General features: G+C 71.4%; 22 protein-coding genes. 10 read left to right on the top strand and 12 right to left on the bottom strand.

All coding sequences use genetic code 11. From position 1 onward, the window contains the following. The first annotated feature begins 181 nt into the window (after positions 1–181). Positions 182–1,141 carry an NAD-dependent epimerase/dehydratase family protein gene (locus tag BMZ47_RS16405; protein ID WP_007562792.1) on the top strand — a complete coding sequence of 320 codons (960 nt, stop codon included), beginning with the start codon at positions 182–184 and terminating at the stop codon, positions 1,139–1,141. Between the two features lie 7 nt (positions 1,142–1,148). On the opposite strand, the gene BMZ47_RS16400 is transcribed toward BMZ47_RS16405, so the two are convergent. From BMZ47_RS16400 to BMZ47_RS16385, 4 genes are all read right to left on the bottom strand, one after another. Further along, entirely contained in the window at positions 1,149–2,351 is a 1,203-nt protein-coding gene (locus BMZ47_RS16400; protein WP_091863444.1) for a CaiB/BaiF CoA transferase family protein, read from the bottom strand. Between the two features lie 161 nt (positions 2,352–2,512). Continuing rightward, positions 2,513–3,349, bottom strand: a complete 837-nt coding sequence (locus tag BMZ47_RS16395) for an IclR family transcriptional regulator (protein ID WP_091863443.1) — start codon at positions 3,347–3,349, stop codon at positions 2,513–2,515. Further along, a complete protein-coding gene (locus tag BMZ47_RS16390) occupies positions 3,346–4,083 on the bottom strand; it encodes an enoyl-CoA hydratase-related protein (protein WP_091863442.1) in 738 nt (245 codons plus the stop codon). The genes BMZ47_RS16395 and BMZ47_RS16390 overlap by 4 nt, the downstream gene beginning before the upstream one ends. After that, complete coding sequence (locus BMZ47_RS16385) at positions 4,080–5,096, bottom strand: NAD(P)H-dependent flavin oxidoreductase (protein ID WP_091863441.1); 1,017 nt, start codon at positions 5,094–5,096, stop codon at positions 4,080–4,082. Before BMZ47_RS16385 ends, BMZ47_RS16390 begins: the two co-directional genes overlap by 4 nt. Positions 5,097–5,397: 301 nt before the next feature. Here BMZ47_RS16385 and BMZ47_RS16380 point away from each other — a divergent pair, with 301 nt between their 5' ends. The 4 genes from BMZ47_RS16380 to BMZ47_RS16360 all read left to right on the top strand — a co-directional run bounded on the left by BMZ47_RS16380 (position 5,398) and on the right by BMZ47_RS16360 (position 11,376). Beyond that, positions 5,398–7,470 carry a 3-hydroxyacyl-CoA dehydrogenase NAD-binding domain-containing protein gene (locus tag BMZ47_RS16380; RefSeq protein WP_091863440.1) on the top strand — a complete coding sequence of 691 codons (2,073 nt, stop codon included), beginning with the start codon at positions 5,398–5,400 and terminating at the stop codon, positions 7,468–7,470. A gap of 169 nt (positions 7,471–7,639) precedes the next feature. After that, positions 7,640–8,824, top strand: a complete 1,185-nt coding sequence (locus BMZ47_RS16375) for an acetyl-CoA C-acyltransferase (RefSeq protein WP_091863439.1) — start codon at positions 7,640–7,642, stop codon at positions 8,822–8,824. A gap of 2 nt (positions 8,825–8,826) precedes the next feature. Then, positions 8,827–10,023 carry an acyl-CoA dehydrogenase family protein gene (locus BMZ47_RS16370; protein WP_091863438.1) on the top strand — a complete coding sequence of 399 codons (1,197 nt, stop codon included), beginning with the start codon at positions 8,827–8,829 and terminating at the stop codon, positions 10,021–10,023. A gap of 198 nt (positions 10,024–10,221) precedes the next feature. Beyond that, positions 10,222–11,376, top strand: coding sequence for an acyl-CoA dehydrogenase family protein (locus BMZ47_RS16360; RefSeq protein ID WP_091863436.1), 1,155 nt, complete (start codon positions 10,222–10,224; stop codon positions 11,374–11,376). Between the two features lie 311 nt (positions 11,377–11,687). Here the strand turns inward: BMZ47_RS16360 and BMZ47_RS16355 are convergent, their stop codons facing one another. The 4 genes from BMZ47_RS16355 to BMZ47_RS16340 form a co-directional block, all read right to left on the bottom strand. Then, on the bottom strand, positions 11,688–12,560 hold the full coding sequence (locus tag BMZ47_RS16355) for a tetratricopeptide repeat protein (RefSeq protein ID WP_007563163.1): 873 nt from the start codon (positions 12,558–12,560) through the stop codon (positions 11,688–11,690). A 281-nt stretch (positions 12,561–12,841) separates the two neighbouring features. Then, the gene (locus tag BMZ47_RS16350) at positions 12,842–13,951 is read right to left on the bottom strand and encodes a 5-(carboxyamino)imidazole ribonucleotide synthase (RefSeq protein ID WP_091863435.1); all 1,110 of its coding nucleotides are present in this window, start codon (positions 13,949–13,951) and stop codon (positions 12,842–12,844) included. After that, positions 13,948–14,445 (bottom strand): 5-(carboxyamino)imidazole ribonucleotide mutase, encoded by a 498-nt coding sequence (gene purE, locus BMZ47_RS16345; RefSeq protein WP_091863434.1) that lies wholly within the window; start codon positions 14,443–14,445, stop codon positions 13,948–13,950. Before purE ends, BMZ47_RS16350 begins: the two co-directional genes overlap by 4 nt. A 174-nt stretch (positions 14,446–14,619) precedes the next feature. Continuing rightward, positions 14,620–14,880 (bottom strand): YdcH family protein, encoded by a 261-nt coding sequence (locus tag BMZ47_RS16340; RefSeq protein WP_007563169.1) that lies wholly within the window; start codon positions 14,878–14,880, stop codon positions 14,620–14,622. A 131-nt stretch (positions 14,881–15,011) separates the two neighbouring features. Between BMZ47_RS16340 and BMZ47_RS16335 the strand changes: the two genes are divergently transcribed. Continuing rightward, the gene (locus BMZ47_RS16335; protein WP_007563171.1) at positions 15,012–15,194 is read left to right on the top strand and encodes a YdcH family protein; all 183 of its coding nucleotides are present in this window, start codon (positions 15,012–15,014) and stop codon (positions 15,192–15,194) included. A gap of 186 nt (positions 15,195–15,380) precedes the next feature. On the opposite strand, the gene BMZ47_RS16330 is transcribed toward BMZ47_RS16335, so the two are convergent. After that, positions 15,381–15,701, bottom strand: coding sequence for a GIY-YIG nuclease family protein (locus BMZ47_RS16330; RefSeq protein WP_091863433.1), 321 nt, complete (start codon positions 15,699–15,701; stop codon positions 15,381–15,383). A 337-nt stretch (positions 15,702–16,038) separates the two neighbouring features. Here BMZ47_RS16330 and BMZ47_RS16325 point away from each other — a divergent pair, with 337 nt between their 5' ends. The 3 genes from BMZ47_RS16325 (at position 16,039) to BMZ47_RS16315 (ending at position 19,995) form a co-directional block, all read left to right on the top strand. Then, positions 16,039–17,964, top strand: a complete 1,926-nt coding sequence (locus tag BMZ47_RS16325; RefSeq protein ID WP_091863432.1) for a propionyl-CoA synthetase — start codon at positions 16,039–16,041, stop codon at positions 17,962–17,964. Positions 17,965–18,199: 235 nt separating this feature from the next. Then, the gene (locus tag BMZ47_RS16320) at positions 18,200–18,619 is read left to right on the top strand and encodes a ribbon-helix-helix domain-containing protein (protein ID WP_091863431.1); all 420 of its coding nucleotides are present in this window, start codon (positions 18,200–18,202) and stop codon (positions 18,617–18,619) included. A gap of 125 nt (positions 18,620–18,744) precedes the next feature. Continuing rightward, positions 18,745–19,995 carry an extracellular catalytic domain type 1 short-chain-length polyhydroxyalkanoate depolymerase gene (locus tag BMZ47_RS16315; RefSeq protein ID WP_425285070.1) on the top strand — a complete coding sequence of 417 codons (1,251 nt, stop codon included), beginning with the start codon at positions 18,745–18,747 and terminating at the stop codon, positions 19,993–19,995. Positions 19,996–20,035: 40 nt separating this feature from the next. On the opposite strand, the gene BMZ47_RS16310 is transcribed toward BMZ47_RS16315, so the two are convergent. Further along, on the bottom strand, positions 20,036–20,518 hold the full coding sequence (locus tag BMZ47_RS16310) for a phospholipase A2 family protein (RefSeq protein ID WP_091863429.1): 483 nt from the start codon (positions 20,516–20,518) through the stop codon (positions 20,036–20,038). Between the two features lie 204 nt (positions 20,519–20,722). Between BMZ47_RS16310 and BMZ47_RS16305 the strand changes: the two genes are divergently transcribed. Next, the gene (locus BMZ47_RS16305; protein ID WP_091863428.1) at positions 20,723–21,841 is read left to right on the top strand and encodes an NADH:flavin oxidoreductase/NADH oxidase; all 1,119 of its coding nucleotides are present in this window, start codon (positions 20,723–20,725) and stop codon (positions 21,839–21,841) included. Between the two features lie 45 nt (positions 21,842–21,886). On the opposite strand, the gene BMZ47_RS16300 is transcribed toward BMZ47_RS16305, so the two are convergent. Then, on the bottom strand, positions 21,887–23,986 hold the full coding sequence (locus tag BMZ47_RS16300; protein WP_091863427.1) for a beta-galactosidase: 2,100 nt from the start codon (positions 23,984–23,986) through the stop codon (positions 21,887–21,889). Positions 23,987–24,184: 198 nt separating this feature from the next. Next, on the bottom strand, positions 24,185–24,940 hold the full coding sequence (locus BMZ47_RS16295; protein ID WP_091863426.1) for a phosphodiester glycosidase family protein: 756 nt from the start codon (positions 24,938–24,940) through the stop codon (positions 24,185–24,187). Positions 24,941–24,950 lie beyond the last annotated feature (10 nt).

Here is a 24,950-nt window from a genome sequence, read left to right as displayed (position 1 = left end):
CTCGATGCCATCGGGGCTCCGCCCCGATACCCCGCCAAAGGGCCGTGGGCCCTTTGGAAACCCGTTTCCTTGCCGGTGTGCGGCTTTATATGCCTGCGTTCTCCGAGAAGGAGACAACGCCTGACCTCGTCCGGGACTGCACGATGATGACGACCCCGTGGAACGGATCGGCAGGCTCGGCGTGAGGCGCATCCTCGTCACCGGCGCGGCGGGCTTCGTCGGCGGCCATGTCCTGCCGCTGCTGGCGGCGACAGGCGCCCGCGTGGCCGGGATCGGCCGCGGAGCGCCCCGGGGCCTGCCCGAGGGGGTGACCTACGAATCGATCGATCTCCTCGACGAAGCCGCGCTGACCGCCTTCGTGGCGCGCTTCCGGCCGACCGAGATCCTCCACCTCGCCGGCCTGGCCTCAGTGGGCCAGTCCGCCACCGGGCCGGGCCAGACCTGGCGGGTGAACGTCAACGGCCTGATGAACCTCGTGGCGGCGGTCGCGGCGGTGCCGGGCTGCACCTTGTTCTTCGTCAGCTCAGGCGAAGTCTACGGCAGCGCCTTCCTGGCCGGGCACGCGCTGACCGAGGAGGCCGAGCCCCTGCCGCGCAACACCTACGCCCGGTCGAAATGGGTCGGCGAGCAGGTGCTGCACGACCTGCTGCCCCGGATCGGGGTGAAGCTCGTGGTGCTGCGGCCGTTCAACCATATCGGCCCGGGCCAGGACGAGCGCTTCGTCGTGGCCTCCTTCGCCGGGCAGATCGCCCGGATCGAGGCCGGCCGCGCGCCGCCCGTCCTCGAGGTCGGCAATCTCTCCTCGTACCGCGATTTCCTCGATGTCGCCGACGTGGCGGGCGCTTACGTCGACCTGATCGGCCGGTCGGAATCCTTGGCGGACGGGAGCGTGTTCAACATCAGCTCCGGCGTGCCCCGCACGATCGCCAGCGTCCTCGACGGGCTGCGCGCCCGCGCCCGGGTGCCGTTCGAGATCCGCATCGCCCCCGAGCGGGTGCGCCCGAACGAGATCCCGCTGGCGGCGGGCGATGCCAGCCGCCTGCACGAAGCCACCGGCTGGCAGCCCCGGGTCGCCTGGGACGACGCCCTGACCCGGGTGCTGGACGATGCCCGCGCCCGGCTGGCGCCGGCCGAGGGCTGAGCGGCCCTTACCGGACCACCCCGCGCGCCGCGAGCGCGTCCAGCGCCTCCTTCGAAACATCCAGCCGCTCGGCCAGGATCTCCCGGCTCGAATCGCCGAGGCCCGGTGGCATGCGGCGGACCGGCAGGCGGCGCCCGTCGAGGCGGTAGGGCGGGGCGATGACGTGGGCGTTGCCGGGCGCCTCGACCACGAGGCCGGCTTCCCGCGCGCGGTCGCAGGTAAGCGCCTCGCGCAGGCCCATCACCTCCCCGCAGGGGATGCCGGCCGCCCGCAGGCGCGCGATCAGGGGCGCCCGCTCCCACTTGGCGAGTTCGGCATCCAGGATCGGGATGAAGGCGGCCCGGTTCCTGGAGCGGTCGAGATTGGTGGAAAAGCGCGGGTCGGCGCAGAGGTCCGGCCGCTCCAGCACCTGCTCGCAGAAGCGGCGGTACTGGGCGTTGTTGCCCACCGTGATCACCACCGGCCCGTCACCGGCCTCGAACACCCCGTAGGGCACGATCGACGGATGGGCATTGCCGTAGCGCGGCGGGTCGATCCCCCGGGCGAGCGCCTCCAGGCCGTAATAGGAGGTCAGCGCCACGCCGCAATCGAACAGGGCGAGGTCGATGGTCTTGCCGCGCCCGGTGCGCTCCCGCTGGAACAGGGCCGCCAGCACCGCCTGGGCGGCGTATTGCCCGGTGAACAGGTCCACCGCCGCGACCCCGAACTTCAGGGGCGGCCCGCCGGCCTCGCCGTTGAGCGCCATCACGCCGGATTCGCCCTGCACCACGAGGTCGTAGCCCGGCCGCCCGACCTCCGAGCCATCCGAACTGTAGCCGGCAATCGAGCAGTAGATCAGCCGCGGGTTTTCGGCCGAGAGGGCCGCGTAGCCGAGCCCGAGCTTGTCGGCGCCGCCGGTCTTGAAGTTCTGGACCAGCACGTCGCTCTCGCGGGCCAGCGCCTTGACGATCGCCAGCCCCTCCGGCGTGGCGAGGTCGACCCCGATCGAGCGCTTGTTGCGGTTGACGCTGTCGAAATACGAGGTGTTGCCGGGGCTGGTCGCCACGCCCCAATCGCGCGTGTCGTCGCCGCGCTCCGGATGCTCGACCTTGATCACGTCGGCGCCGAGATCGCCCAGCACCTGCGCGCACCACGGCCCGGCCAGGACCCGGGACAGGTCGAGGACGCGGATCCCGGCGAGGGGGAGGTCCGATGACGGCTCAGATTCCATCGCTAAGATCCTCAGAGCGCACGCGTCGCCTCGTAAAAAGTCTTGGTTTCAAAAGGTCTGCGACCTTTTGCGGGTCCAGGGCAGAGCCCTGGTCACTCGGGGGCTCCGCCCCCGAACCCCGCCAAAGGGCACGCCCTTTGGAAACCCCATCCCATGAGCCTTCAGGCGCCCATCACGCCGTCGAGGCCGCGCACCGCCGCGACGAGTTTCGGGCGGACCACGTCCATCAGGAACCGGGCGTCGGTGATGACGGTCGGGCCGCCGCAATTGACCGACATCGGCGGCAGGCCGCCGCCGGGATGAAAGCCCACGCCGATGGCGCAGACCGTCTCCTGCCACTCGCCGAACGAGGTGCAGCAGCCGATCTCGCGATGCTCGGCCACCGCCCGGTCGAGGCCGGCGCGCAGGGCGGGCCAGGCCACCGGGTCGAGGGCCTTCAGGTCCTCATAGATGCTCTCGCGCTCGCGCTCGGGGCAGACCGCCACGTAGGCGCGGCCCATGGCGCTGCGGGCGAGCGAGATCCGCGAGCCGGTATCGAGGTTCAGCGAGATCGCGGCGGGGCCGCGCTGGCAATCGACGTAGCGCATGCTCAGCCGATCGCGCACCCCGAGCCCCACCGAGGCATTCGCCGCCTCCGCGACCGCCCGCAGCACCGGCCGGGCGATGCCGCGCACGTCGAGCCCGCCGAGGGCCGCCGAGCTCAGGGCGATGGTCGCATTGCCGAGCCGGTAGCGGCCGGTCTCGGCGGTGTGGTGCAGGTAGCCGAGCTTGGTCAGCGTGTAGGTCAGCCGCGAGACGGTGGAGCGCGGCAGGCCGCAGGCGGCCGCGAGATCGTGGTTGGCGAGGCTGGTCCGCCCCGGTCCGAAGCAGGCGAGCACCGCGAGGCCGCGGGCGAGCGCCGTGACGAAGTGGCGATCCTCCTTGGCACCGTCCTCCTTGGCGCCGTCACCCGGCGCGGCTTCGGGATCGGCGAGCAGGGCCTCGTCCGCGGCGTTCATCGGCGCAGGAACGCCGCGAAGGCCGCCTGCGCCTCCGGGCCCCGGCGCAGCGCGTGGAACACCTCCGCCTCCTCGGCCAGGGCATGGGCGACGCTGGCGTCCTGGCCCCGGCGCAGGGCCCGCTTGGTCGCCGCGATCGAGGCTGGGGGCAGGGCCGCCAGGGAACGGGCCCGGGCGAGGGCAACCTCCAGGGCCGTCCCCTGCGGGACGGCGGCGTTGACGAGCCCGGCCGTCACCGCCTCCGCGGCGCCGAACGGCTCGCCCAGCAACAGCAGCTCGGCCGCCCGCTTGGTGCCGGCGATGAGCGGCAGGAGGTAGCTCGACCCGCCTTCCGGACTGAGGCCGAGCGCCGTGAACGGCAGGCGGAAGCGGGCGCCGTCCCCGGCATAGGCGAGGTCGCAATGCAGCAGCAGCGTCGTGCCGATGCCGACCGCGTGCCCCTCCACCGCCGCGACGACGGGTTTCGGGCAACCGCGCAGGGCCTTCAGGAAGATCAGGCCCGGGCTGTCGCCGGCGGCCTCGACATCCTGGAAGTCCTTGAGATCGTTGCCGGCGGTGAAGCAGCCCCCCGCCCCGGTGAGCACCACGGCGCGCAGGGTCGCGTCGGCGCCGGCGGCGTCGAAGGCGGCGGCGAGGCCCGCATAGGTCGCCCGGTCGAGGGCGTTGCGGCGCTCCGGCCGGTCGATGGTGACCAGCCGGATCCCGGGCTCCGGATCGGCGACGCGGACGCTCAAGAGACGGCCTCGCCGGCATACGCTGCCGAGACGCCCGCGAGCCCGGCCCGGGCGGCGGCGTATTCCCGGGCGAGCCGGGCGACGAGGTCGGCGGTGGCCGGGGCGTCGGCGATGGTGCCGACCCCCTGGCCGGCGCCCCAGACGTCCCGCCACGCCTTCACGCCGGCGCTGCCGAAATCCATCGCGGTCTTGTCGCGCGCCGGCAGCGCCTCGGGATCGAGCCCGGCGGCGCGGATGCTGGGCGTCAGGTAATTGCCCGGCACGCCGGTGAAGTAGGGGGTGTACAGGATGTCGGCGGCGGCGCTGCCGGCGATCATGTCCTTGTAGTCGGACGCCGCATTCGCCTCCCGGGTGGCGATGAACCGGGTGCCCATATAGGCGAGGTCGGCGCCCATGGCCTGGGCGGCCAGGATCGCCGAGCCGGTGGTGATCGCCCCCGACAGGATCAGCGGGCCGTCGTAGAAGCGCCGGATCTCGCCGACCAGGGCGAAGGGGCTCAGCGTGCCGGCATGGCCCCCGGCGCCGGCGCAGACCAGGATCAGCCCGTCGACCCCGGCCTCCAGGGCCTTCTCGGCGTGGCGAACCGTGGTGACGTCGTGGAACACCACGCCGCCATAGGCATGGACCGGGCGGATCACCGCGTCCGGGGCCCGCAGCGAGGTGATGATGATCGGCACACGGTGCCGGACGCAGGCCTCGACATCCTGGGCCAGGCGGTCGTTCGAGGCGTGGACGATCTGATTGACCGCGAAGGGGGCGATCTTCCGGGCCGGATCCTTCGCGCGCGCGTCAGCGAGCGTGCGCGTGATCGTCGAAAGCCATTCGTCGAGGCGTTCGGCCGGCCGCGCGTTGAGCGCCGGGAACGCGCCGACCACGCCGGCCAGGCATTGCGCGATCACCAGCTCCGGTCCCGAGACGATGAACATCGGCGCGCAGATCACCGGCAGGGCGAGCCGGCCGCGCAGGACGTCCGGCAGGCGGCTGGCCGGACCCTGTTCGGGGCCGTCGCTCATCGGAGGCTGCCGGGTTGCTGGCCGATACCGCGCAAAGCGATCCTCCCTGATCGGTCGGGCGGCCCGGCCCTTGGAACCCGGCTGGGCGGGTTCGAGCCGGACTCGCGCCCGGGGCGGGCCTGAATGGCATGGCGCCCGGCACCGGTCAAACCGTCCGGCCGGATCGCGTCTGCAATGCGGAACGCGCTGCGGGACGTCACACGCGACGCCGCGACATCCTTGACGGGTCGGCCACCGCGGATCAACATCCCGCAAAACTGCGAACGACAATTCTGCATTGCAGAACAGGGAGAAAGCCGCTTTGGTTCGTTACGAGGTCGATGGCGGCGTGGCCGTGCTCACGCTCGCCAACCCGCCGGTCAACGCGCTGGGCGCCGCGCTGCGGGCTGCCCTCGACGGCGCCCTGGCGCGGGCGGAGGCCGACGAAGCGGTCCGGGCAATCGTCCTGGCGGCCGAGGGCAAGGTGTTCGTCGGCGGCGCCGACATCTCGGAATTCGGCAAGCCGCCCCAGGCGCCGAGCCTGCCGGACGTGCTGGAGCGGCTCGATGCCGGGCGGAAGCCTGTGGTGGCGGCGATCGGCGGCGCGGCGCTGGGCGGCGGGCTGGAACTGGCGATGGCCTGCCACGGCCGGATCGCGGCGCCCGCGGCCAAGCTCGGCCTGCCGGAGACCAAGCTCGGTATCATCCCGGGGGCCGGGGGCACGCAGCGCCTGCCGCGGCTGATCGGGCCGGACGCCGCCTTCACGATGATGCTCACCGGCGAGCCGGTCTCGGCGGAAATTGCCGCCAAGCTCGGGATCGTCGACGCCGTGGTGCTGGGCGACCTCGTGCCGGCCGCCCGCATCCGGGCCCTGGAACTGGCCGATTCCGGCGCCCTGCCGCGGGTGCGCGACCGGGTGGACGCGCTGACCCCGGAGGCCCGCCAGGCCTTCGAGGCCAAGGCCGAGGCGGCGGTCAAGCGCGATCCCGAGGCGACCAACGTCCACGCCCTGGCCCGGGCGGTGCGCGCCGGCCTGGACCCGGACGCGTTCGACGCGGCCGTTGCCATCGAGCGGGCCGAGTTCCGCACGCTGGTGGAGAATCCGCGCTCCAAGGCCCTGCGCTACGCCTTCTTCGCCGAGCGCGAGGCCGCCCGGGTGCCCGGCCTGTCGAAGGACACGCCCCGCCGCCCTATCGAGACCGCCGCCGTGATCGGGGCCGGCACCATGGGCGGCGGCATCGCGATGTGCTTCGCCAATGCCGGCATCCCGGTTACCGTGATCGAGACCGAGGCTGGCGCCCTGGAACGCGGCCTCGACCGGGTGAAGGGCCTCTATGCCGGCTCGGCCAAGCGCGGCTCGATCACCGAGGCCCAGCGCGACGAACGGATCGGCCGGATCACCGGGGCGATCGGCCTGGAGAACGCCGGAGAGGCCGACATCGTCATCGAGGCGGCCTTCGAGGACATGGCGGTCAAGCGCGAGATCTTTTCCAAGCTCGACGGCATCGCCAAGCCGGGCGCGATCCTGGCGACCAACACCTCCTATCTCGACGTCGACGCCATCGCGGCGGTGACCGGCCGGCCGCAGGACGTGCTCGGCCTGCATTTCTTCAGCCCGGCCAACGTCATGCGCCTCGTCGAGGTGGTCCGCGCCGGCAAGACCGCCCCCGACGTGCTCGCCACCGCGCTGGATCTGGCCAAGCGCCTCAACAAGCTGCCGGTGACGGTGGGCGTCTGCTTCGGCTTCGTCGGCAACCGCATCCTGGAGCGCCGCAGCCGCGCCGCCGAGCGCCTCCTGCTCGAAGGCGCCCTGCCGCACGCGGTCGATGCCGCCGTGACCGGCTTCGGCTTCCGGATGGGCCCCTTCGCGATGAGCGACCTCGCCGGCCTCGATATTGGCTGGCGCTCCCGCAAGGATTTCGGCGGCCGGGCGCCGGTCGCCGACGCGCTGGCCGAGATGGGCCGGTTCGGCCAGAAGACCGGCCGCGGTTTTTTTGTTTACTCGGACGGCGCCAGGACCGGGACACGCGATCCCGAGGTTGAAGCGCTCATCGAGAAGACCGCCGCCGAGCACGGCATCGCGCGCCGGAGCTTCACGCCGGACGAGATCATCGCCCGGCTGATGTACCCGATGGTCAACGAGGGCGCCCGGATCCTCGAGGAGGGGATCGCGGCGCGGCCCGGCGACATCGATACGATCTGGATCAACGGCTACAACTGGCCGGCCTGGCGCGGCGGCCCGATGCACTGGGCCGACACCGTCGGGCTCAAGACCCTCGCCGAGGCGCTGACGCGCTTCGCCCGGGAGACCGGCGACGACAGCCAGGAACCGGCGCCTCTGCTGCGCAAGCTGGCGGAATCGGGCGGACGCTTCGCCGACTGGAAGGCGCGCTGATGCCCTGTCGGTTTCGCCGGGCCAAGTTCCGGTTTCGAAAGGTCGGGGACCTTTCGCGGGTGCAGGGCAGCGCCCTGCTGCCGGCCTCCGTCCCGCGCAGCGTCGGGGCGTCGCCCCGACACCCCACCAAAGGGCGTGACGCCCTTTGGAATCCCCGGAGGACCCCGGCATGACCGACGCGGTGATCGTCTCGACCGCCCGCACGCCGATCGGCAAGGCCCATCGCGGCGCGCTGAACCTCACCCGGGGCGCCGACCTCGCGGCCCACGCGATCCGAGGCGCCCTGGACCGGGCCCGGCTGGAGCCGGAGGCTGTGGAAGAGGTGGTGCTCGGCTGCGGCTATCCGGAGAACGCCACCGGCGGCAACGTCGCCCGCCACGCGGCCCTGGTGGCAGGGATCCCGGTGAACTCGGCGGGCGTCACGGTCTCGCGCTTCTGCGCCTCGGGCCTGGAGGCGATCGCCAGCGCGGCCCGGCGGATCATCCTCGACGGCGTGCCGGTGGCTGTGGCCGGCGGGGTCGAGTCGGTCAGCCTGGTCCAGCCGAAGGTGCAGCGGGAATTGACCCGCAACGCCTGGCTGGAGGCGCACCTGCCGGCGATCTACATGCCGATGATCGAGACCGCCGACATCGTCGCCACGCGCTACGGCATCTCCCGGGAGGCGCAGGACGCCTTCGCGCTGGAGAGCCAGCGCCGCACCGCCGCCGCGCAGGCGCGGGGCCTGTTCGACGACGAGATCGTCCCGATGAGCGCCGTCATGGCGGTGACCGACAAGGCCACCGGCGAGACCCGGGAGGTCGAGACGCGGCTCGCCAAGGACGAGGGCAACCGGCCCGACACGACCTTCGAAGGCCTCGCGAAGCTCAAGCCCGTGCGCGGGGAGGGCGCCTTCATCACCGCCGGCAATGCCAGCCAGCTCTCGGACGGCGCCGCCGCCAGCGTGCTGATGTCGGCCGAAGAGGCCGCCCGGCGGGGCCTGACGCCGCTGGGCACCTTCCGGGGCTTCGCCTCGGCCGGCTGCGGCCCGGACGAGATGGGCATCGGCCCGGTCTTCGCGGTGTCGCGCCTGCTGGAGCGCCAGGGGCTCACGGTCGCCGATATCGACCTGTGGGAGCTGAACGAGGCCTTCGCGTCCCAGTCGGTCTATTGCCGGGACAGGCTCGGGATCGATCCCGACACGGTCAACGTCAACGGCGGCGCCATCGCGGTCGGCCATCCCTTCGGCATGTCGGGGGCGCGGCTCGTGGGCCACGCGCTTCTGGAGGGCCGCCGCCGCGGGGCGCGCTACGCCGTGGTGACGATGTGCGTCGCCGGCGGCCAGGGCTGCGCCGGCCTGTTCGAGATCGGGGGCTGATTATGGATCTCCGCTTTACGCCGGAAGAAATCGCGTTCCGCGACGAGGTCCGCAGCTTCTGCCGGACGGAGATCCCGGCCGAGATCCGAAAAAAGGTCTCGGAGGGGCGCAGCCTCTCGAAGGAGGATTACGTCACCAGCCAGCGCATCCTCAATGCCAAGGGCTGGGCAGTGCCGCACTGGCCGCAGGAATGGGGCGGCCGGGATTGGACCTCGATCCAGCGCTACATTTATACGGAAGAACTGTTCCAGGCGGCGGTGCCGCTGCCGCAGCAATTCAACTGCTACATGTTCGGCCCGGTGCTCGCGACCTTCGGCCGGCAGGACCAGAAGGCGCGCTTCCTGCCGCGTGCGGCCAATCTCGACGATTGGTGGTGCCAGGGCTTCTCCGAGCCCGGCGCCGGCTCCGACCTGGCCTCGCTCAAGACCAAGGCGGTGCGCGACGGCGACCACTACGTGGTGGACGGCCAGAAGACCTGGACGACACTGGGCCAGCACGCCGACTGGATCTTCTGCCTCGTACGCACCGATTTCGAGGCCAAGAAGCAGCGCGGCATCTCCTTCCTGCTCATCGACATGAAGAGCCCCGGCATCACCGTGCGACCGATCCTCACCCTGGAGGGCCGCCACGAGGTCAACGAGGTCTTCTTCGACGCGGTGCGGGTGCCGGTCGAGAACCTCGTCGGCGAGGAGAACAAGGGCTGGGACTACGCCAAATTCCTGCTCGCCAACGAGCGCACCGGCATCGCCCGGATCGGCCTCACCAAGGAGCGGATTGCCCGGATCAAGCGCCTCGCCAAGGAGATGCCGGCGGGCTCCGGCACCATGTGGGACGACCGCGACTTCCGCGGCCGGGTCGCCGAGGTCGAGGTCGAGCTGAAGGCGCTGGAGATCACCCAGATGCGGGTGGCGGCCAAGCAGGGCCGGGCGGATTCGGTGGAGCCCGATCCCGTCTCCTCGCTCCTCAAGATCCGCGGCTCGCAGCTCCAGCAGGCGGCGACCGAGTTGCTGGTCGAGCTCGCCGGACCTTTCGCCCTGGCGGCGCCGGCCCGCGGGGCCGGGGGCAACAACCTGCCGGGCGGCTTCGACTGGGTCGATGCGGCGGCGCCGAGCTACTTCAACAACCGCAAGGTCTCGATCTACGGCGGCTCCAACGAGATCCAGCACAACGTCATCGCCAAGGGGATTCTGGGGTTGTGAGGGCAGGCGGCCGCCCCCGCCGATCCCACCCACCCCCTCATCCTGAGATGCGGCGCAGCCGCCTCGAAGGAGGCTTCCCGGGATCGTGCGGCCGGCTGGAGGGCTCCTTCGAGGCCTCCGCTGCGCTCCGGCACCTCAAGATGAGGGGAGGGGTGGGATGAACGCCGCGACCGTGACCTTCCGCGAGAGAACACCGACATGGATTTCGACCTGAACGAGGACCAGTCGCTCCTGCGCGACAGCGTCGAGCGGCTGGCAGCGGACCTGTACCCGTCGCTGGAGAGCCGGCAGGCGCGGCTGAAGGCGCCGCTGGGCTTCCCCGAGGCGGGCTGGGCGGCCTTCGCCGAGCTCGGCGTCACCGGCCTGCCCTTCTCCGAGGAGCAGGGCGGGCTCGCCGGCGGCCCGGTGGAGACCATGCTGGTCATGGAGGCGGTGGGGCGCAACCTCGTGGTCGAGCCCCTGTTCGCGAGCCTGGTGCTCGGCGCGACGGCGCTCCGGCTCGGCGGCAGCCCGGCGCAGACGGAGCGGATCCTGCCCGGCGTGATCGACGGCAGCCTGCGGCTCACCCTGGCCCATACCGAGCGCCAGTCGCGCTACGACCTCCACGACGTGGCGACCACGGCCCGCCGTTCGAGCGACGGGTTCGTGCTCAGCGGGGCCAAGAGCGTCGTGCCCAATGCCGACGCGGCCGGGCTGATGGTGGTCTCCGCCCGGGTCTCCGGGGAGCGGCGCGACCCGCACGGGATCGGGCTGTTCCTGGTGCCGACCGATGCCGCGGGGGTGGCGATCGAGGCCTACCCGACCCAGGATGGCGGGCGCGCCGCCGAGGTGTCGTTCTCCGACGTCGCGCTCCCGGCCAACGCGGCTCTGGGCGATCCCGAGGGGGGCCTGACGCTGCTGGAGCGGGTGGTCGAGCACGGCATCGCGGCGCTCGCCGCCGAGGCGGTGGGCTCCATGGACGCGCTGCACAAGCTGACGGTGGAATATCTCAAGACCCGCACGCAGTTCGGGGTCAGCGTCGGCTCGTTCCAGGCGCTGCAGCACCGGGCCGTGGACATGCTGATCCAGCTGGAGCAGGCGCGCTCGATGGCGCTCTACGCCGCCATGATGGTGGAGGCGGAGGATCCCGCGGCGCGGGCGGCGGCGCTGGCGGCCGTGAAGGTGCAGATCAACAAGGCCTGCCGCTTCGTCGGCCAGGAGGCGGTGCAGCTCCACGGCGGCATCGGCATGACGCTCGAATATCTCGGCGCCCACCACTTCAAGCGGCTCGCCATGATCGAGTACCAGCTCGGCGACACCGCCCACCATTTGCGCCGGATCACGCAGAGCGAGAACGGGCTGCTGGCGGCGTGAGGGGCGATTTTTATCTCACCCCATCCCATCCTACCCAGCCCCCTCATCCTGAGGTGCGCGCGTAGCGAGCCGCGAAGGAGCCTTCCAGGGATCGTGCGGCTGGCTGGAGCCCTCCTTCGAGGCCTCCGCTTCGCTCCGTCGCCTCAGAGGTTGTGAGCTCTCCGATCCTTCGCGGATGGAACGCGACACGCCCCCTGTCCCGTGCGGGAGAGGGGACCCGCGCCACGTCCTGGCGTTGCAAGCCCGCCTATCGATCGAACGATCACAGCCGGCCAGGATGAGGGAGGTGGGTGGGTGGACCGGACGGGATCCTAGTTGAACAGCGAGCCCACCCCGCCTTGCACGCGGCCCAACCCGGCGCGGGCGACGGCGTTGTTGGGGTCGATCACGGCGGCGCGCTGGTAGTTCTCGAGCGCCTCCTTGCGCTGGCCCGACTTCTCGTAGGCCAGGCCGCGATAGGCCCAGGAGGTGGCGTCCTTGTTGTTCACGTTGAGCGCCGCGTTGTAGTCCTCGATCGCCTTCGGGTACTGGTTGGTGGCGATCAGGCTCTGGCCGCGGGCCGCGTAGGGCGCGGACACGAACGGGTTGCGGTCGATGGCGGCGTCGAAATCGGCGATCGCCTGGGTCTCCTGGCCCTGCTTCTGCCGGACCAGGCCGCGGGCGTGGTAGGCCTCGGCCGATTCGGGCATCAGCCGGATCGCGACGTTGAGGTCGGAGAGCGCCTGGTCGAGGTTGCCCTGGGCGCGCTCGACATTGGCGCGGCCGATATAGGCCGGGCCGTAATTCGGATCGATGCTGATCGCCTTGCTGAAATCCTGAAGGGCGGCGGCGTCGCGGCCGACCTGGCGCTCGGCCAGCGCGCGGTTGTTGTAGGCCGAGCCCGAATTCGGGTCGATGCTGATCGCCTTGGTGAAGTCCGCGATGGCGTCGTTGAACTGGCCGGCCCGGGCATAGGCGGCGCCGCGGGTGTTGTAGGCGGCGGCGTCGTTCGGGTTGCGCTGGATCACCTCGGTGAGCGAGGCGATGTTGACGTTGGTGGCGCCCGTGGTGTCGGTCTCCACCACCGCGTATTGCCGCGGGCTGGCGGCGCTGCCGACGGTTTCGCAGCCCGCAAGCGCCGCGGCCGAGAGCGTGGCCGCGCCGATCAGCGCGATCTTGTGTGCCAGCCCGTTGCGTACGATCATCGCCCCACTCTCCCCGGGGCGCGGCCCGCATCCCGCATGCCCACCCCGCCCCCGATTTGTCCGTCGCCCGGCCCGCGCCGCGCCCCTGGTCTCCGGGGCACCGTCGCGCATCGCGGTGAATGCCGGCTTAAGGATGCGCGGTCCCGCGACCGGTCACGCCGTGGTGGAAGCTTTGGGATGTGGCGAAGGTATGGCTTGGGGCCGCGCCGGCCCGGCCGCGCGGCATCCGGCCTGCGCGCGGCCCGGCCGGTGTGTTCCCGAAGCCGCAGAACCGGCCCCGGTCAGGCCTTCGGAACAGGCCCCAGCCGGGTGACGTGGCCCATCTTGCGGCCGGGCCGGGCCTCGCCCTTGCCGTAGAGGTGGAGGTGGGCGCCGGGCTCGGCGAGCAGGGCGGACCAGTCGTCCGCCTGGGCGCCGATCAGGTTGCGCATCTCGACCGACAGGCCGCCGACCCGGGCCGAATCGCCGAGGGGCCAGCCGGACACCGCCCGGACGTGCTGGGCGAATTGCGAGGTCGTCGCCCCCTCGATGGTCCAGTGCCCGGAATTGTGGACCCGCGGCGCGATCTCGTTGACCACCAGCCGCTCCGCGCCGTCCTCGCGCACCAAAAACATCTCGACGGCGAGCACGCCGACATAGTCCAGGGCGTCGGCGATGCGCCTGGCGATGTCGAGGGCGGCGCGGGCGGTCTCGGGGGTGAGGCCGGGGGCCGGCACCCGGGTCAGCGCCAGGATGTGGTCGCGGTGCTCGTTCTCGCACAGGTCGAAGGCCGCGAAGCCGCCGTCGCGGCCGCGGGCAGCCACCACCGAGACCTCGCGCTCGAACGGCACGAAGCCCTCGAGGATCAGCGGCGCGCCGCCGAATTCGGCGAACAGCGCGTTGCGGTCGCCCTCGGCGCGCTCGCGCAGGATGCGCTGGCCCTTGCCGTCGTAGCCGAACCGGCGGGTCTTGAGCACCGCCGGCAGACCGAGCGCCGCGATCGCCCGGTCGAGGTCGTCGGGCGTGTCCACCGCCTGGAACGGCGCGGTCGGGATACCGAGCCGGTTGATGAATTCCTTCTCGGTGAGGCGGTCCTGGGTCGTGGACAAGGCCTCGGCATTCGGGTGCAGGGGTGCGTGCCGGGCCAGGATGTCGGCGGTGGCGCGCGGGATGTTCTCGAACTCGTAGGTCACCGCGTCGACGCTCTGCGCGAAGCCGGCCAGCGCGGCGGCGTCGTCATAGGCCGCGCAGGTGGTGCGGGCGGCGACGTCGAAGGCGGGGCTGTCCCGGTCGGGCGCGTAGACATGCACCTTCAGCCCGTAATTGGCCGCCGCCAGCGCGATCATGCGCCCGAGCTGTCCACCGCCGACGATGCCGAGGGTGGAGCCGGGCTTCAGAGCTGTATCCGTCACGAAAGCTTGTCCGTCTCCGGCCGATCGGCCACCGACGCGGTCTGGGCCGCGCGCCAGGCCTCCAGGCGTTCCGCCAGGCCGGGATCGGCGAGCGCCAGCACCGCGGCGGCGAGCAGGGCGGCGTTGACCGCCCCGGCCCGGCCGATCGCCAGGGTCCCCACCGGGATGCCGGCCGGCATCTGCACGATCGACAGCAGGCTGTCCTGGCCGGACAGGGCCTTGGATTCCACCGGAACGCCGAAGACCGGCAGGCGGGTCATCGCGGCGGCCATACCGGGCAGGTGCGCGGCCCCGCCGGCGCCCGCGATCACGACCTTGAACCCGGCCGCGACGGCGCCCTTGGCGAAGGCCACGAGCCGGTCGGGGGTGCGGTGGGCCGACACGATCCGGGTGTCGTGCGGCACGCCGAGCGCGTCGAGCGTCTCGGCGGCGTGCCGCATGGTCGCCCAATCGGACTGACTGCCCATGATGATCGCGACCGGAGGCGACGCCATCGTTGATCCCGGCAAAAGAGGCCGCTTACAGGCGGGGCGGGCCGGCGGCAAGGCGTCGCGCCGGCGCGTCCACCAACTTCGACGCCCGATCCCGATGGATGGTTGCCGGCTTTGAAAGAACGACGACGCACGCCTAAGCCGGGGCCGCGCGGGATCGAGGTCCCGGACGCGGCCCTAGGCGATGATGTCCGGGGTCAGCGCGTCCTCGATGTGATAGATCCGGTCGCGCAGGGTCAGCTTGCGCTTCTTCAGGCGCTGGATCTGGAGCTGGTCCCCGGCGACGCTGCGCTCGAGCGCCTCGATGGCGCTGTCGAGATCCCGATGCTCCTCGCGCAGCCGATTCAGCTCGGACTCGAGGTCCGACTGCCCGCTCTCACCCGACTCGTCCGCCATCATCACCCGCGGGATCGAAGACCGTTCCTTGTCGAAGAGCATGCGTCACGCCCCGCCGCGGGACAAGCCGGCCGGGCCGGCATTCGTCAGGCTTAGCCGGAGAAAAGGCTTCGACAGGTGTGGCATCCTGTGCCAGTCTCCGTGTGTCGGAACAATGACAGGAGATTCGACTCATGTCGCTGCAGACGCATCTGAGCCAACTCGCCCGGAAGCACGAAGCCCTCGAGCGTGAGATTCACGAGGCGATCCACAGGCCTTCGGCGAACGACCTCCACATTGCTGAACTGAAGCGACGGAAACTTCTCCTCAAGGACGAAATCAACAGGCTGCAGGCCGGCACGGACACGCTGCACTGAGCCGCGCCTGAGTCCCTCCCGGACATAGACGCAAGACGGCAGCCGCCGCGTCGGACCGCCCGGCGCGGCGGCTTCTTTTGGGGGGACAGACCGTGCTGTCCTACCCTGTCCCTCATCTTGAGCTGCCCGCGTCAGCGAGCCTCGAAAGAACTCTCCTTCGAGGCCTCTGCTTCGCTCCGTCGCCTCTCAGGATGAGGGGGATGGTTCGGAGAGGCGTTGTGCGGCTGGGCGCCTGGCCAGCATCCGGAGATCATCCCAGTCGCCGCGGATCAGTGCCTCTTTCTTGGCTCTGCTCCAGCCCTTGATGCACCGCTCCGCCGCGACCGCGTCCGCGATGCGCTCGAACTGCTCGGCATAGACCAGCGTGACCGGCCGCCTCCGGCTGGTGTAGCCCGGATACGTGCCGGCCTCATGCTCGCTGAGGCGCTTGTCGAGGGACGCCCCGCGGGCGGAGCCGACATAATAGCTGCCGTCCGAGCACCGCAGCATGTACACGAATGCATTCACGGCCCGACTCAGTCCGTCGCGGGACGCCGAGCCTAGCGGTTTCTACCGCCCCTCCAACCCACCCCCTCATCCTGAGGTGCCGGAGCGCAGCGGAGGCCTCGAAGGAGCCCTCCAGCCGGCCGCGCGATCCCTGGAGGGCTCCTTCGAGGCCGCTGCGCGGCACCTCAGGATGAGGGGATTGGGTGGGAGGAGCGCATTCCCCCGCTGAGCCGGGTCCCACTCCATCCGGGGTCACCCGCAGCACCGACAAGCACCCACCCGCGCGCGCAAAGAATCAGAATCAGCTAACTTGCCCGAGATGCCGCCGGAGAGCGGCTCCCGAGGACACGCCGCGCCGATGACCACCGCCAGCCCGCCGGGCCGCTATCCCGAGATCTACGACGCGGCGCGCCGCGACCCGGAGGCGTTCTGGCTGGAGGCGGCCGGGGCGCTCGACTGGGCTCGGAGCCCGGCGCAGGCCTTCGCCCCCGAATCCGGCCCCTATGGCCGCTGGTTCCCGGACGGGACGCTCAACGCCTGCCACAACGCGGTGGACCGGCACGCCGAGGGGGCGCGGGCCGACCAGGCGGCGATCCTGTACGATTCCCCCGTCACCGGGACCAAGCGCAGCATCAGTTACCGGGCGCTGCGCGACTCGGTGGCGGCGCTCGCCGCGGTGCTGGCCGAGCTCGGCGTCGGCAAGGGCGACCGGGTCGTGCTGTACATGCCGATGGTGCCCGAGGCCCTGTTCGGCATGCTGGCCTGCGCGCGGCTCGGGGCCGTGCACTCGGTGGTGTTCGGCGGCTTCGCGGCCAACGAGCTGGCGGTGCGGATCGAGGATGCCGCCCCGAAGGTGGTGCTGGCCGCCTCCTGCGGCCTCGAGCCGAACCGGGTGGTCGCCTACAAGCCGCTGCTGGACCTCGCGATCGCCACCTCCCGCCACAAGCCGGAAGCCTGCCTGATCCTGCAGCGGCCCCAATGCGCCGCGAGCCTGGTCGCGGGGCGCGACCACGACTGGGCCGAGACCGTCGCGGTCGCTCAAGCCGCGGGCAAGCAGGCCGACTGCGTGCCGGTGGCCGCCACCGACCCGCTCTATATCCTCTACACCTCCGGCACGACCGGCAAGCCGAAGGGCGTGGTCCGGGATACCGGCGGCTACCTCGTGGCGCTCGCCTGGTCGATGCCGAACCTCTACGGCGTCCAGCCGGGCGAGACCTATTTCTGCGCCTCCGACATCGGCTGGGTGGTCGGCCATTCCTACATCGTCTACGCGCCGCTCCTGCACGGCTGCACCACGGTCCTGTACGAGGGCAAGCCGGTGGGCACGCCCGATGCCGGGGCGTTCTGGCGGGTGGTCGCCGAGCACGGCGTCGTCTGCCTGTTCACGGCGCCGACGGCGCTCCGCGCCATCAAGAAGGAGGATCCGGCCGGGTCGCTGATCGGCGCTTACGACCTCTCGGCCTTCCGCAGCCTGTTCCTGGCCGGTGAGCGGGCGGACCCGGATTCGGTCGCCTGGGCCGAGCGGGTGCTGGCCCGGCCGGTGATCGATCATTGGTGGCAGACCGAGACCGGCTGGCCGATCGCCGGCAATCCGCTGGGCCTCGGCCTCCTGCCGGTCAAGCACGGCAGCACCTGCGTGCCGATGCCGGGCTACCGGGTCGAGGTCCTGGACGAGGGCGGCAAGCCGGTCCCGCCCGGCACGATGGGCACGATCGCGATCCGCCTGCCCCTGCCGCCCGGCTGCCTGCCGACCCTCTGGGGCTCGGACGCGCGGATGCGGTCGAGCTACCTCGCCACCTTCCCGGGCTATTACGACACCTCGGATGCCGGGGTGATCGACGCCGACGGCTACATCACCGTGCTGGGTCGGACCGACGACATCATCAACGTCGCGGGCCACCGCCTGTCCACGGGCGGCATGGAGGCGGTGCTGGCCGGCCACCCGGATGTGGCCGAATGCGCGGTCATCGGCATCCGCGACGCGCTCAAGGGCGAGGTGCCCTGCGGCTTCGTGGTGCTGAAGGCCCGGGTCGACCGCGCCCCCGAGGACATCGAGCGCGAGCTGGTCGCCAAGGTGCGGGACGAGATCGGCCCGGTGGCGGCGTTCAAGCTGGCGCTCACCGTGCCGCGGCTGCCGAAAACCCGCTCCGGCAAGATCCTGCGCGCCACCATGAAGCGCATCGCCGACCACGAGCCCTGGACCATGCCGGCGACCATCGACGACGCCACCGCGCTGGACGAGATCGACGCCAGCCTGAAGGGGCGGGGGATCGGCGCCGGCTGATCACGCGTCGCGATCCGGGTTCCCGAAGGGCCTGAGGCCCTTCGGCGGGGTTCGGGGCGCGCAGCCCCGATCTCGGGCGAAGCCCGACACCAGGGCTCCGCCCTGGACCCGCAAAAGGTCCCGGACCTTTTGAAACCACGACGGTTTCGTGGCTCGCTGCAGCCGCCCCTTGCGCCTCGACATCCGCCAACCATCTCTAGACCATCCAACCGGATGGCCTGGGGATGGCGGGACGATGAGCGACACTGTGCAGGATCTCCGGCCGAAGGTGCCCGACAGCGAGAAGATCACGATCAATCTCGGCTTCGTCGACCTCGGCCGGGTCGACCTGATGGTCTGCGACGGGTTCTACGCCAACCGCGCCGACTTCATCCGCACCGCCGTGCGCAACCAGCTCGACCGGCAGGAGGAGGCGGTGCGCCAATCCGTGGCCCGGCGCCAGCTGCGCCTGGGTGTCTCGCACTATTCGCGGGCCACTCTCGAGGCCGCCCGCGACGCCGGCACGCCCCTGCACATCCAGGTTCTCGGCCTCGCCACCGTGGCGACCGACGTCACCCCCGAGCTCGCCCGCGCCGCCATCGCCTCCGTCGAGGTGCTGGGCGCGTTCCAGGCGAGCCCCGCCGTCAAGGCCGCCCTGGCCGACCGGATCGCCTGAACCGCCCCGACCACCCCTACCGCACAGTCGGGCCAAGCAGCCGGCCGTGTCCGACCCCACCCGCGAGGAACGGCCCGATGAAACACTTTCCCAAGATGGATTTCTTGAACCTCGATCTCTCCAAGATGAAGCTCGGCGGCTTCGGTGCCGCCGGCTCGGCCGAGGCCGAGGGCCAGCGCGCTGCCCGGGCCGCCCGGATGACCGCCGCGATGGGCCGGTTCCAGCGCCGGCAGGTCGATGCCTTCGCCCGCTGGGCCGAGACGCGCGACCGTCCGGCCGAGCCCGCCGGAACCGCCACCATCGATATGGAGGCGCCCAGATCCCCCGACGGCGCCTGGACGGCGCCGGACCCGGCCGCCGCGCGCCCGCACGCCGCGCCCGGCGGTGCCGACATCGCTGCGGCGGTGATGCGCACCGTGCGCGACAGCCTCGCCAAAGGCGGCATTCCCGCCGGCGGCTTCGCGGAGGGGTTTGCCGGCGGCTCCGTCCAGCCGGGCAAACCCGCCGCCCCCGTGCCGGAGGGCGCCCGGTTCGAGGACCGCATGTTCACCGGCGCCGCGGGCAGCCGCCGCTACAAGGTGTTCGTGCCGAGCGGGTATACGGGCCAGGCGCTGCCGGTCGTCCTGATGCTGCACGGCTGCACCCAGAACCCGGACGATTTCGCCGCCGGCACGCAGATGAACCGGCTGGCCGAGGACGAGACCTTCCTGGTCGCCTATCCGGAGCAGCCCCAAACGGCGAACATGCAGCGCTGCTGGAACTGGTACGCCGCCGGCGACCAGGTGCGCGACGGCGGCGAGCCGGCCCTGCTCGCCGGCATCGCCCGGGCGGTGGTGGACGAATTCTCGGCGGATCCGGACCGGGTCTACGCGGCCGGGCTCTCGGCCGGAGGCGCCGCGGCGGCGATCCTGGCCGCCACCTATCCGGACCTGTTCGCGGCGGTGGGCGTCCATTCCGGCCTGGCCTGCGGCGCGGCCCGGGACGTCGCCTCGGCCTTCGCGGCCATGAAGGGGCAGGGGGGAAAGCCCGGCCCCAACCGGCAGGCGGTGCCGACCATCGTGTTCCACGGCGACGGCGACCGCACCGTGCATCCGGCCAACGGCGATCAGGTGGTCGCCCAGGCCAGCGCGGCGACGGGCCTCGCCGAGACGGTCGAGCGGGGCAGGAGCCCGGGGGGCGTGGCCTACACCCGAACCGTCCGCAGCGACGGGACCGGCCGGACGCAGCTCGAATACTGGGTCCTGCACGGGGCCGGCCATGCCTGGTCGGGCGGCAGCCCGGACGGGTCGTTCACGGACCCCCGCGGCCCGGATGCGAGCCGTGCGATGGTCCGGTTCTTTAAGGAGCATGCGCGGGCTGCGTCCGCCCGCGCATGAGGATCGGATCCGCGCCGGGGTTACGCGCCCCGGCTCAGCCTCACTCGTCGTCCGGCTCGTCCTCGGACGGATCGACCGACGGTGCCGGCCGGGATAGGGTCGGGGCGTAGGCGCCCGGCACCGCGTCCGTGGAGACCGAGGCCGGCAGGCGCTGCGGCCCGGACTCGGTGGGGATCAGGGTCGCGCTCGCGGCGACGAAGCCTGCCAGGGCCCGGAGATCCTGGGGCTGGCGCGGATCGCGCGAGATCAGGGTCGCCTCCTGCTGGAGCCGCAGGTTGCAGGCCTGAGACGGCAGGCCGCCATTCGGGGTGCAGGCGTCGTGGCGGGCGCAGGCCGCGTCGAGGGCGTCGATCGGCGGCAGCGGGGCGTTGTTGCCCGGGCCGCAGTAATTGCCGTGGATCAGGATCTTCGGGCCGCCGAACGCGGCCGGCTGGGCCTCGGCCGGGACGGCCAGGAACGCCGCCAGGGCAAACGGGGCGGCCGCAAGGGCGGCGAGTCGGGTGGAACGGGTCGGGTGAAACATGGAGAGGACCTCACGCGATCACGCCCCCTCAGGCGGTTCGCATCGGCGGCTTCGAGCCGTCGTCCTGCCAAAAGTTAACGAACCGGCGCTCGGTTCCCGCGGCGCCGTGCCGGAGCCGCCTGGCGGGTGGGCTACCGCACATGCCGGCGCTGGCCGCGGCCGCGCGGCTGCGCCACATTGGCCCGGCCCGTAACGGAGCCGCCCATGACCGCCCGCCTGTTCGAACCGCTCGCCCTGGATGCCCTCACTCTCGAGAACCGCATCCTGATCGCACCGATGTGCCAGTATTCGGCCCGGGACGGCGAGGCCACCGACTGGCACATGATCCATCTCGGCCAGCTTGCCCAGTCGGGCGCCGGCCTGCTGACCCTGGAGGCCACGGCGGTCTCCCCGGAGGCGCGGATCACCGCCTGGGATCTCGGCCTGTACTCGGACGGCTGCGAGCGGGCGCTCGGCCGGGTGCTGGAGGCTTTGCGCGAATACGCGCCGATCCCGATCTGCATCCAGATTGCCCATGCGGGCCGCAAGGCGTCGAGCCAGGCGCCCTGGGAGGGCGGTCAGCAGATCCCGCCCGAGCATCCCTATGGCTGGCGCACGGAGGCGCCCTCGGCGGTCCCGCACGGCGAGGCCGAGGTGCCGCCCCACGCCCTGGACGCCGCCGACCTGAAGCGCGTCCGCGACCAGTTCGTCGCCACGGCCAAGCGCGCCGTGCGGCTGGGGATCGAGGCCGTCGAGCTGCACGGCGCCCACGGCTACCTGCTGCACCAGTTCCTGTCGCCGATCGCCAACAAGCGCACCGACCAGTACGGCGGCAGCCTCGAGAACCGGATGCGCTTTCCCCTCGAAGTCTACGACGCCGTGCGCGACGTCGTGCCGGCCGGCAGCCCGGTCTGGCTGCGGGTCTCGGCCACCGACTGGGTCGAGGACGGCTGGGACCTCGACGAGACCGTCGCCCTGGGCCAGGCGCTCAAGCGGGCCGGCTCGCCGGCGCTGCACGTCTCCACCGGCGGTGTCTCGCCCAAGCAGGCGATCAAGCTCGGGCCGGGCTACCAGGTGCCCTATGCCGAGCGGATCAAGGCCGAGACCGGGCTGACCACCATCGCGGTCGGCCTGATCACCGAGGCGCAGCAGGCGGAGGCGATCCTGGCCGAGGGCAAGGCCGACGCGATCTCGCTCGCCCGGGCCATGCTGTACGATCCCCGCTGGCCCTGGCACGCGGCGGCCGAGCTCGGCGCCCAGGTGCGGGCGCCGAAGCAGTACTGGCGCTCGCAGCCGCGGGAATACAAGGACCTGTTCAAGGACACGGCGTTCGGGCAGCGCTAGGCCGCCCTCCGGTCGCGCGCGGCCCCGCGGCCGAGCGCGATCCGATCAGGGCGTTGCGGACTCGCCTTCGAGGATCGCGACGCCCCAAGCCGGCAGGTCGATCGGCTTGCCGCGCGTGACCGCCCGACCGCTCAGGAGCTCGGTGCCGCTCACCATCGCGGGCGTGACCTGGGCCGTCGCGGAGTAATTCAGCACGTAGCGGACCGGATGCCCGTTCGTCAGCGTGCCCCCGCGCACGATGATCGGCCAGTGCACCGCGGGAACATCGATCCCGGCGCGCTTGGCCGCATCCGCCAGGATCTTCTCGGCCAGGGCATCGGTCGGCATGAAGCCGACATAGGTCACCTCGCCCGAGCCCCAGCTGTTGCGCGTCACCGCGGCGGCGGCGGGCCAGGACGGGCTCTGGTAGCGCGCCACCACCGTCGCGGTGGTCGGGGTCAGCATCTCCATCCACCAGCGGGCCTTGTTGTCGGCCGCGCCGACGCCGAACGGGTCGCCCGCGAGGGACACGCCCTCGGGGACCGTGAACAGCTGATAGGTCACCCCCGCCGCCTGCGCGATCCCGCCCGGCTGCGCCGCGAAGCGCACCTTCGTGTTCTCGTCGGAGAAGCCGCTCTTGAAGCTGTAGAGCACGTGGGCGCCCGCCTTGGCGCACTCATTGAGCTTGGCGATCTCCGCGTCGCTCGCCGCGTAGAGCGCCGGCACCACGATCAGCTTGTATTGATCGAGCGGCACCGTGGAGGACGGAGAGATCAGATCCACCTCGATGTTCTGCCGGTACAGCGCATCGTAGAACCCGCGCACCACCTCGTTGTAGGTCACGGGGGTCCGATCGGCATTGCCCTTGAAGTCGTGCGTGTTGATCTTGAACGAATCGAAGGCGCTCAACGCGGCGTTGCTGACGTAGAGGGCGACGCGGTTCGTCTTCTTCATGTCGGCGAGCTTCGGCCCGAGCCGCTTGAGGTCGGCGCCGATCGTCTTCGCCTCGTCGTAGACCGGGTTGGGCTTGTAGTCCTGCGTCAGCAGCCCGCGCCAGTAGGTCTCGAACGCGTTCGTGGTCGTGGCCCAGTGCCAGTACTCCACCATCTTCGCACCGGAGGCGAGGTGGCTGAAGGCCTGCAGGCGCAGCTGGCCGGGGAAGGGCGTCCATTCCGGGAACCCCTGCGCCTGCGTCTCGATCACCAGGTAATTCGCGCCGCCGCGCATCGAGCGGGCCACGTCGCCGCCGAAGGCGATCTCGGTCCCGGTCAGCTTCTCCTGGCTGGGATGGTAGATGTCGATGCCCGCCACATCGAGCGCCTTGGCGGCCTCCCAATGGTTGACGTCGGGCTGGATGCCGTAGGAATAGCCGCGCCAGTCGAGGTCGAAGTTCTGGGTGACGAACTGGCCGGGGCGGGCGTGCCGACGGACCAGATCCGCCTGCCACGCGAGGAAGTCGGTCACGAGCCCGCGCTGGAACGCCTGGAAGGCGTTCGTCATACTGGCGTTGATCGACGCGTTGACCGACGGGAAATCGTCCCAGCTGTTGATCCGGTTGCTCCAGTAGTCGAGCCCCCAAGCCTTGTTGAGATCGTCGAGGCTCGGCCATTTGGTCTTCATGGCCGCAACGAAGGCGGCCTGGACGTTGGGGCCGCTGGTACCGAACGGCTTGGTCTCGTTGTCGACCTGGTAGCCGATGACCGCCGGATCGTCCTTCACGTGGTCGATCAGAGCCACGATGACGCGCTCGGCGGCCGCGCGATAATGGGGATTGGTGATGTCCATGTTCTGCCGCGGACCGTAGGCGCCCGGCTGCAGCAGGATGTCGGGGTGCTGGCGCGCCAGCCAGGTCGGCACGGCATAGGTCGGCGTGCCGATGATGACCTTGATGCCTTCGCGATTCATCGCCGCGAGGGTCCGGTCAATATGGCTGAAATTGAAGACGTTCGGCTGGGGCTCCAAGGTGCCCCAAGTGGATTCGGCGATCCGGACGACGGTGATGCCCGCCGCCTTCATCATCCGGGCGTCCTCGTCGACCCGGTCGACCGGCGTATACTCGTCGTAATAGGCCGCGCCGTACAGGATCGTTTGCGGGACTTGCGCCCCCGCCGAACTCGTCGCGAACACCATCGCCGCAACGCTGGCGGCAAGCTTCGACCGAGCCATGATTCCCCCCTTTGTTTTGTCTGAGTATATCGGGGGCGGTGCGCGCGTCCAAGGGCTAACGGCGGTTCCGAACCGCAGGGCGATCGACCTCGCGGCCCCAGGCCGGACGCCGATCCTTGCCCGGTCCGCGGCCGCATGGTCGTTCGATGGTGAGATCCGGGATCGGACCCGCTGTGATGCGGGATGCCGAGCGCGCCTTCAGCGCACGAGCGCCCCGATCAGCGGCCCCAGCGGCCGGCTGATGTCCGAGCGGCCGAGATTCGGCGCGTAGAGGCTCGAGACCGTGCCGTCGAGGAACAGGGCGTCCCGGCAGCCGAGGTCGTCCCGGAACAGGCGGGCGAAGGCTCCGAAGGTCACGGGGCGCTCGGAGATGGCGAACACCGCCACGCGCCCGTCCTCCTGCACCCCGACGCCGTTGCGGATCTTCTGGCTCGGACCGTCGGTGGAAATCTTGGGGTGGATCTGGCCGTCGATCACCAGCATCGGGCCGGATTGCGTGGCGAAGTCGGGCCGGATCTTCGCCCGGAGGTAATGGCCGGTGTCGAGCACGCCGGCCTTGTCGCCCTTCACCCAGAACACGCCGTTGGGCTTGAGGTGGAAGTTGCCCGGCCCGTCCGCGGTCGAGACCCGCTTCATCTCGCGCCCGTCCTCGACATAGAGGCCCACCGGCGCCTGCTCCTTGTCGTACATGCCGGCATTCATCGCGAAGGCGAGGCGCCCGCCCTGCTTCTCGGCGAGGGTCCCCAGGGCGCCGTAGGGCCGGCCGTCCTCCTGGAGCCAGAACAGCCGCAGCCGCTGCCGGCGCAGGTCGATCGTGCAGACCGTGAACGCCTCGCCCTGCGCCTGGACGGCGCGGCAGAGATCCGGCGCGGCCGGGGCCGCCACGGCCGCGCGGGCGACCGCGAGTGTCATCGCGAGCGCGATCAACAGAGCGTGAACCGGGCGCGTCGTCATCGGTGGTTCC

The sequence above is a fragment of the Methylobacterium brachiatum genome, assembly GCF_900113845.1.
Lineage (GTDB): Bacteria > Pseudomonadota > Alphaproteobacteria > Rhizobiales > Beijerinckiaceae > Methylobacterium > Methylobacterium brachiatum.
Note: the sequence above shows the minus strand (reverse complement) of the source record. Positions and strands in the feature narration are given on the sequence as shown.

Bases quoted from the DNA above. Each gene is read 5' to 3' on its own strand.
- BMZ47_RS16295 (WP_091863426.1), bottom strand. From the start codon at position 24,940: ATGACGACGCGCCCGGTTCACGCTCTGTTGATCGCGCTCGCGATGACA.
- BMZ47_RS16325 (WP_091863432.1), top strand. From the start codon at position 16,039: ATGACCACCGCCAGCCCGCCGGGCCGCTATCCCGAGATCTACGACGCG.
- BMZ47_RS16335 (WP_007563171.1), top strand. From the start codon at position 15,012: ATGTCGCTGCAGACGCATCTGAGCCAACTCGCCCGGAAGCACGAAGCC.
- BMZ47_RS16400 (WP_091863444.1), bottom strand. From the start codon at position 2,351: ATGGAATCTGAGCCGTCATCGGACCTCCCCCTCGCCGGGATCCGCGTC.
- BMZ47_RS16315 (WP_425285070.1), top strand. From the start codon at position 18,745: ATGAAGCTCGGCGGCTTCGGTGCCGCCGGCTCGGCCGAGGCCGAGGGC.
- BMZ47_RS16310 (WP_091863429.1), bottom strand. From the start codon at position 20,518: ATGTTTCACCCGACCCGTTCCACCCGACTCGCCGCCCTTGCGGCCGCC.
- BMZ47_RS16300 (WP_091863427.1), bottom strand. From the start codon at position 23,986: ATGGCTCGGTCGAAGCTTGCCGCCAGCGTTGCGGCGATGGTGTTCGCG.
- BMZ47_RS16305 (WP_091863428.1), top strand. From the start codon at position 20,723: ATGACCGCCCGCCTGTTCGAACCGCTCGCCCTGGATGCCCTCACTCTC.
- BMZ47_RS16340 (WP_007563169.1), bottom strand. From the start codon at position 14,880: ATGCTCTTCGACAAGGAACGGTCTTCGATCCCGCGGGTGATGATGGCG.
- BMZ47_RS16320 (WP_091863431.1), top strand. From the start codon at position 18,200: ATGAGCGACACTGTGCAGGATCTCCGGCCGAAGGTGCCCGACAGCGAG.
- BMZ47_RS16385 (WP_091863441.1), bottom strand. From the start codon at position 5,096: ATGAGCGACGGCCCCGAACAGGGTCCGGCCAGCCGCCTGCCGGACGTC.
- BMZ47_RS16375 (WP_091863439.1), top strand. From the start codon at position 7,640: ATGACCGACGCGGTGATCGTCTCGACCGCCCGCACGCCGATCGGCAAG.
- BMZ47_RS16395 (WP_091863443.1), bottom strand. From the start codon at position 3,349: ATGAACGCCGCGGACGAGGCCCTGCTCGCCGATCCCGAAGCCGCGCCG.
- purE (WP_091863434.1), bottom strand. From the start codon at position 14,445: ATGGCGTCGCCTCCGGTCGCGATCATCATGGGCAGTCAGTCCGATTGG.
- BMZ47_RS16370 (WP_091863438.1), top strand. From the start codon at position 8,827: ATGGATCTCCGCTTTACGCCGGAAGAAATCGCGTTCCGCGACGAGGTC.
- BMZ47_RS16360 (WP_091863436.1), top strand. From the start codon at position 10,222: ATGGATTTCGACCTGAACGAGGACCAGTCGCTCCTGCGCGACAGCGTC.
- BMZ47_RS16355 (WP_007563163.1), bottom strand. From the start codon at position 12,560: ATGATCGTACGCAACGGGCTGGCACACAAGATCGCGCTGATCGGCGCG.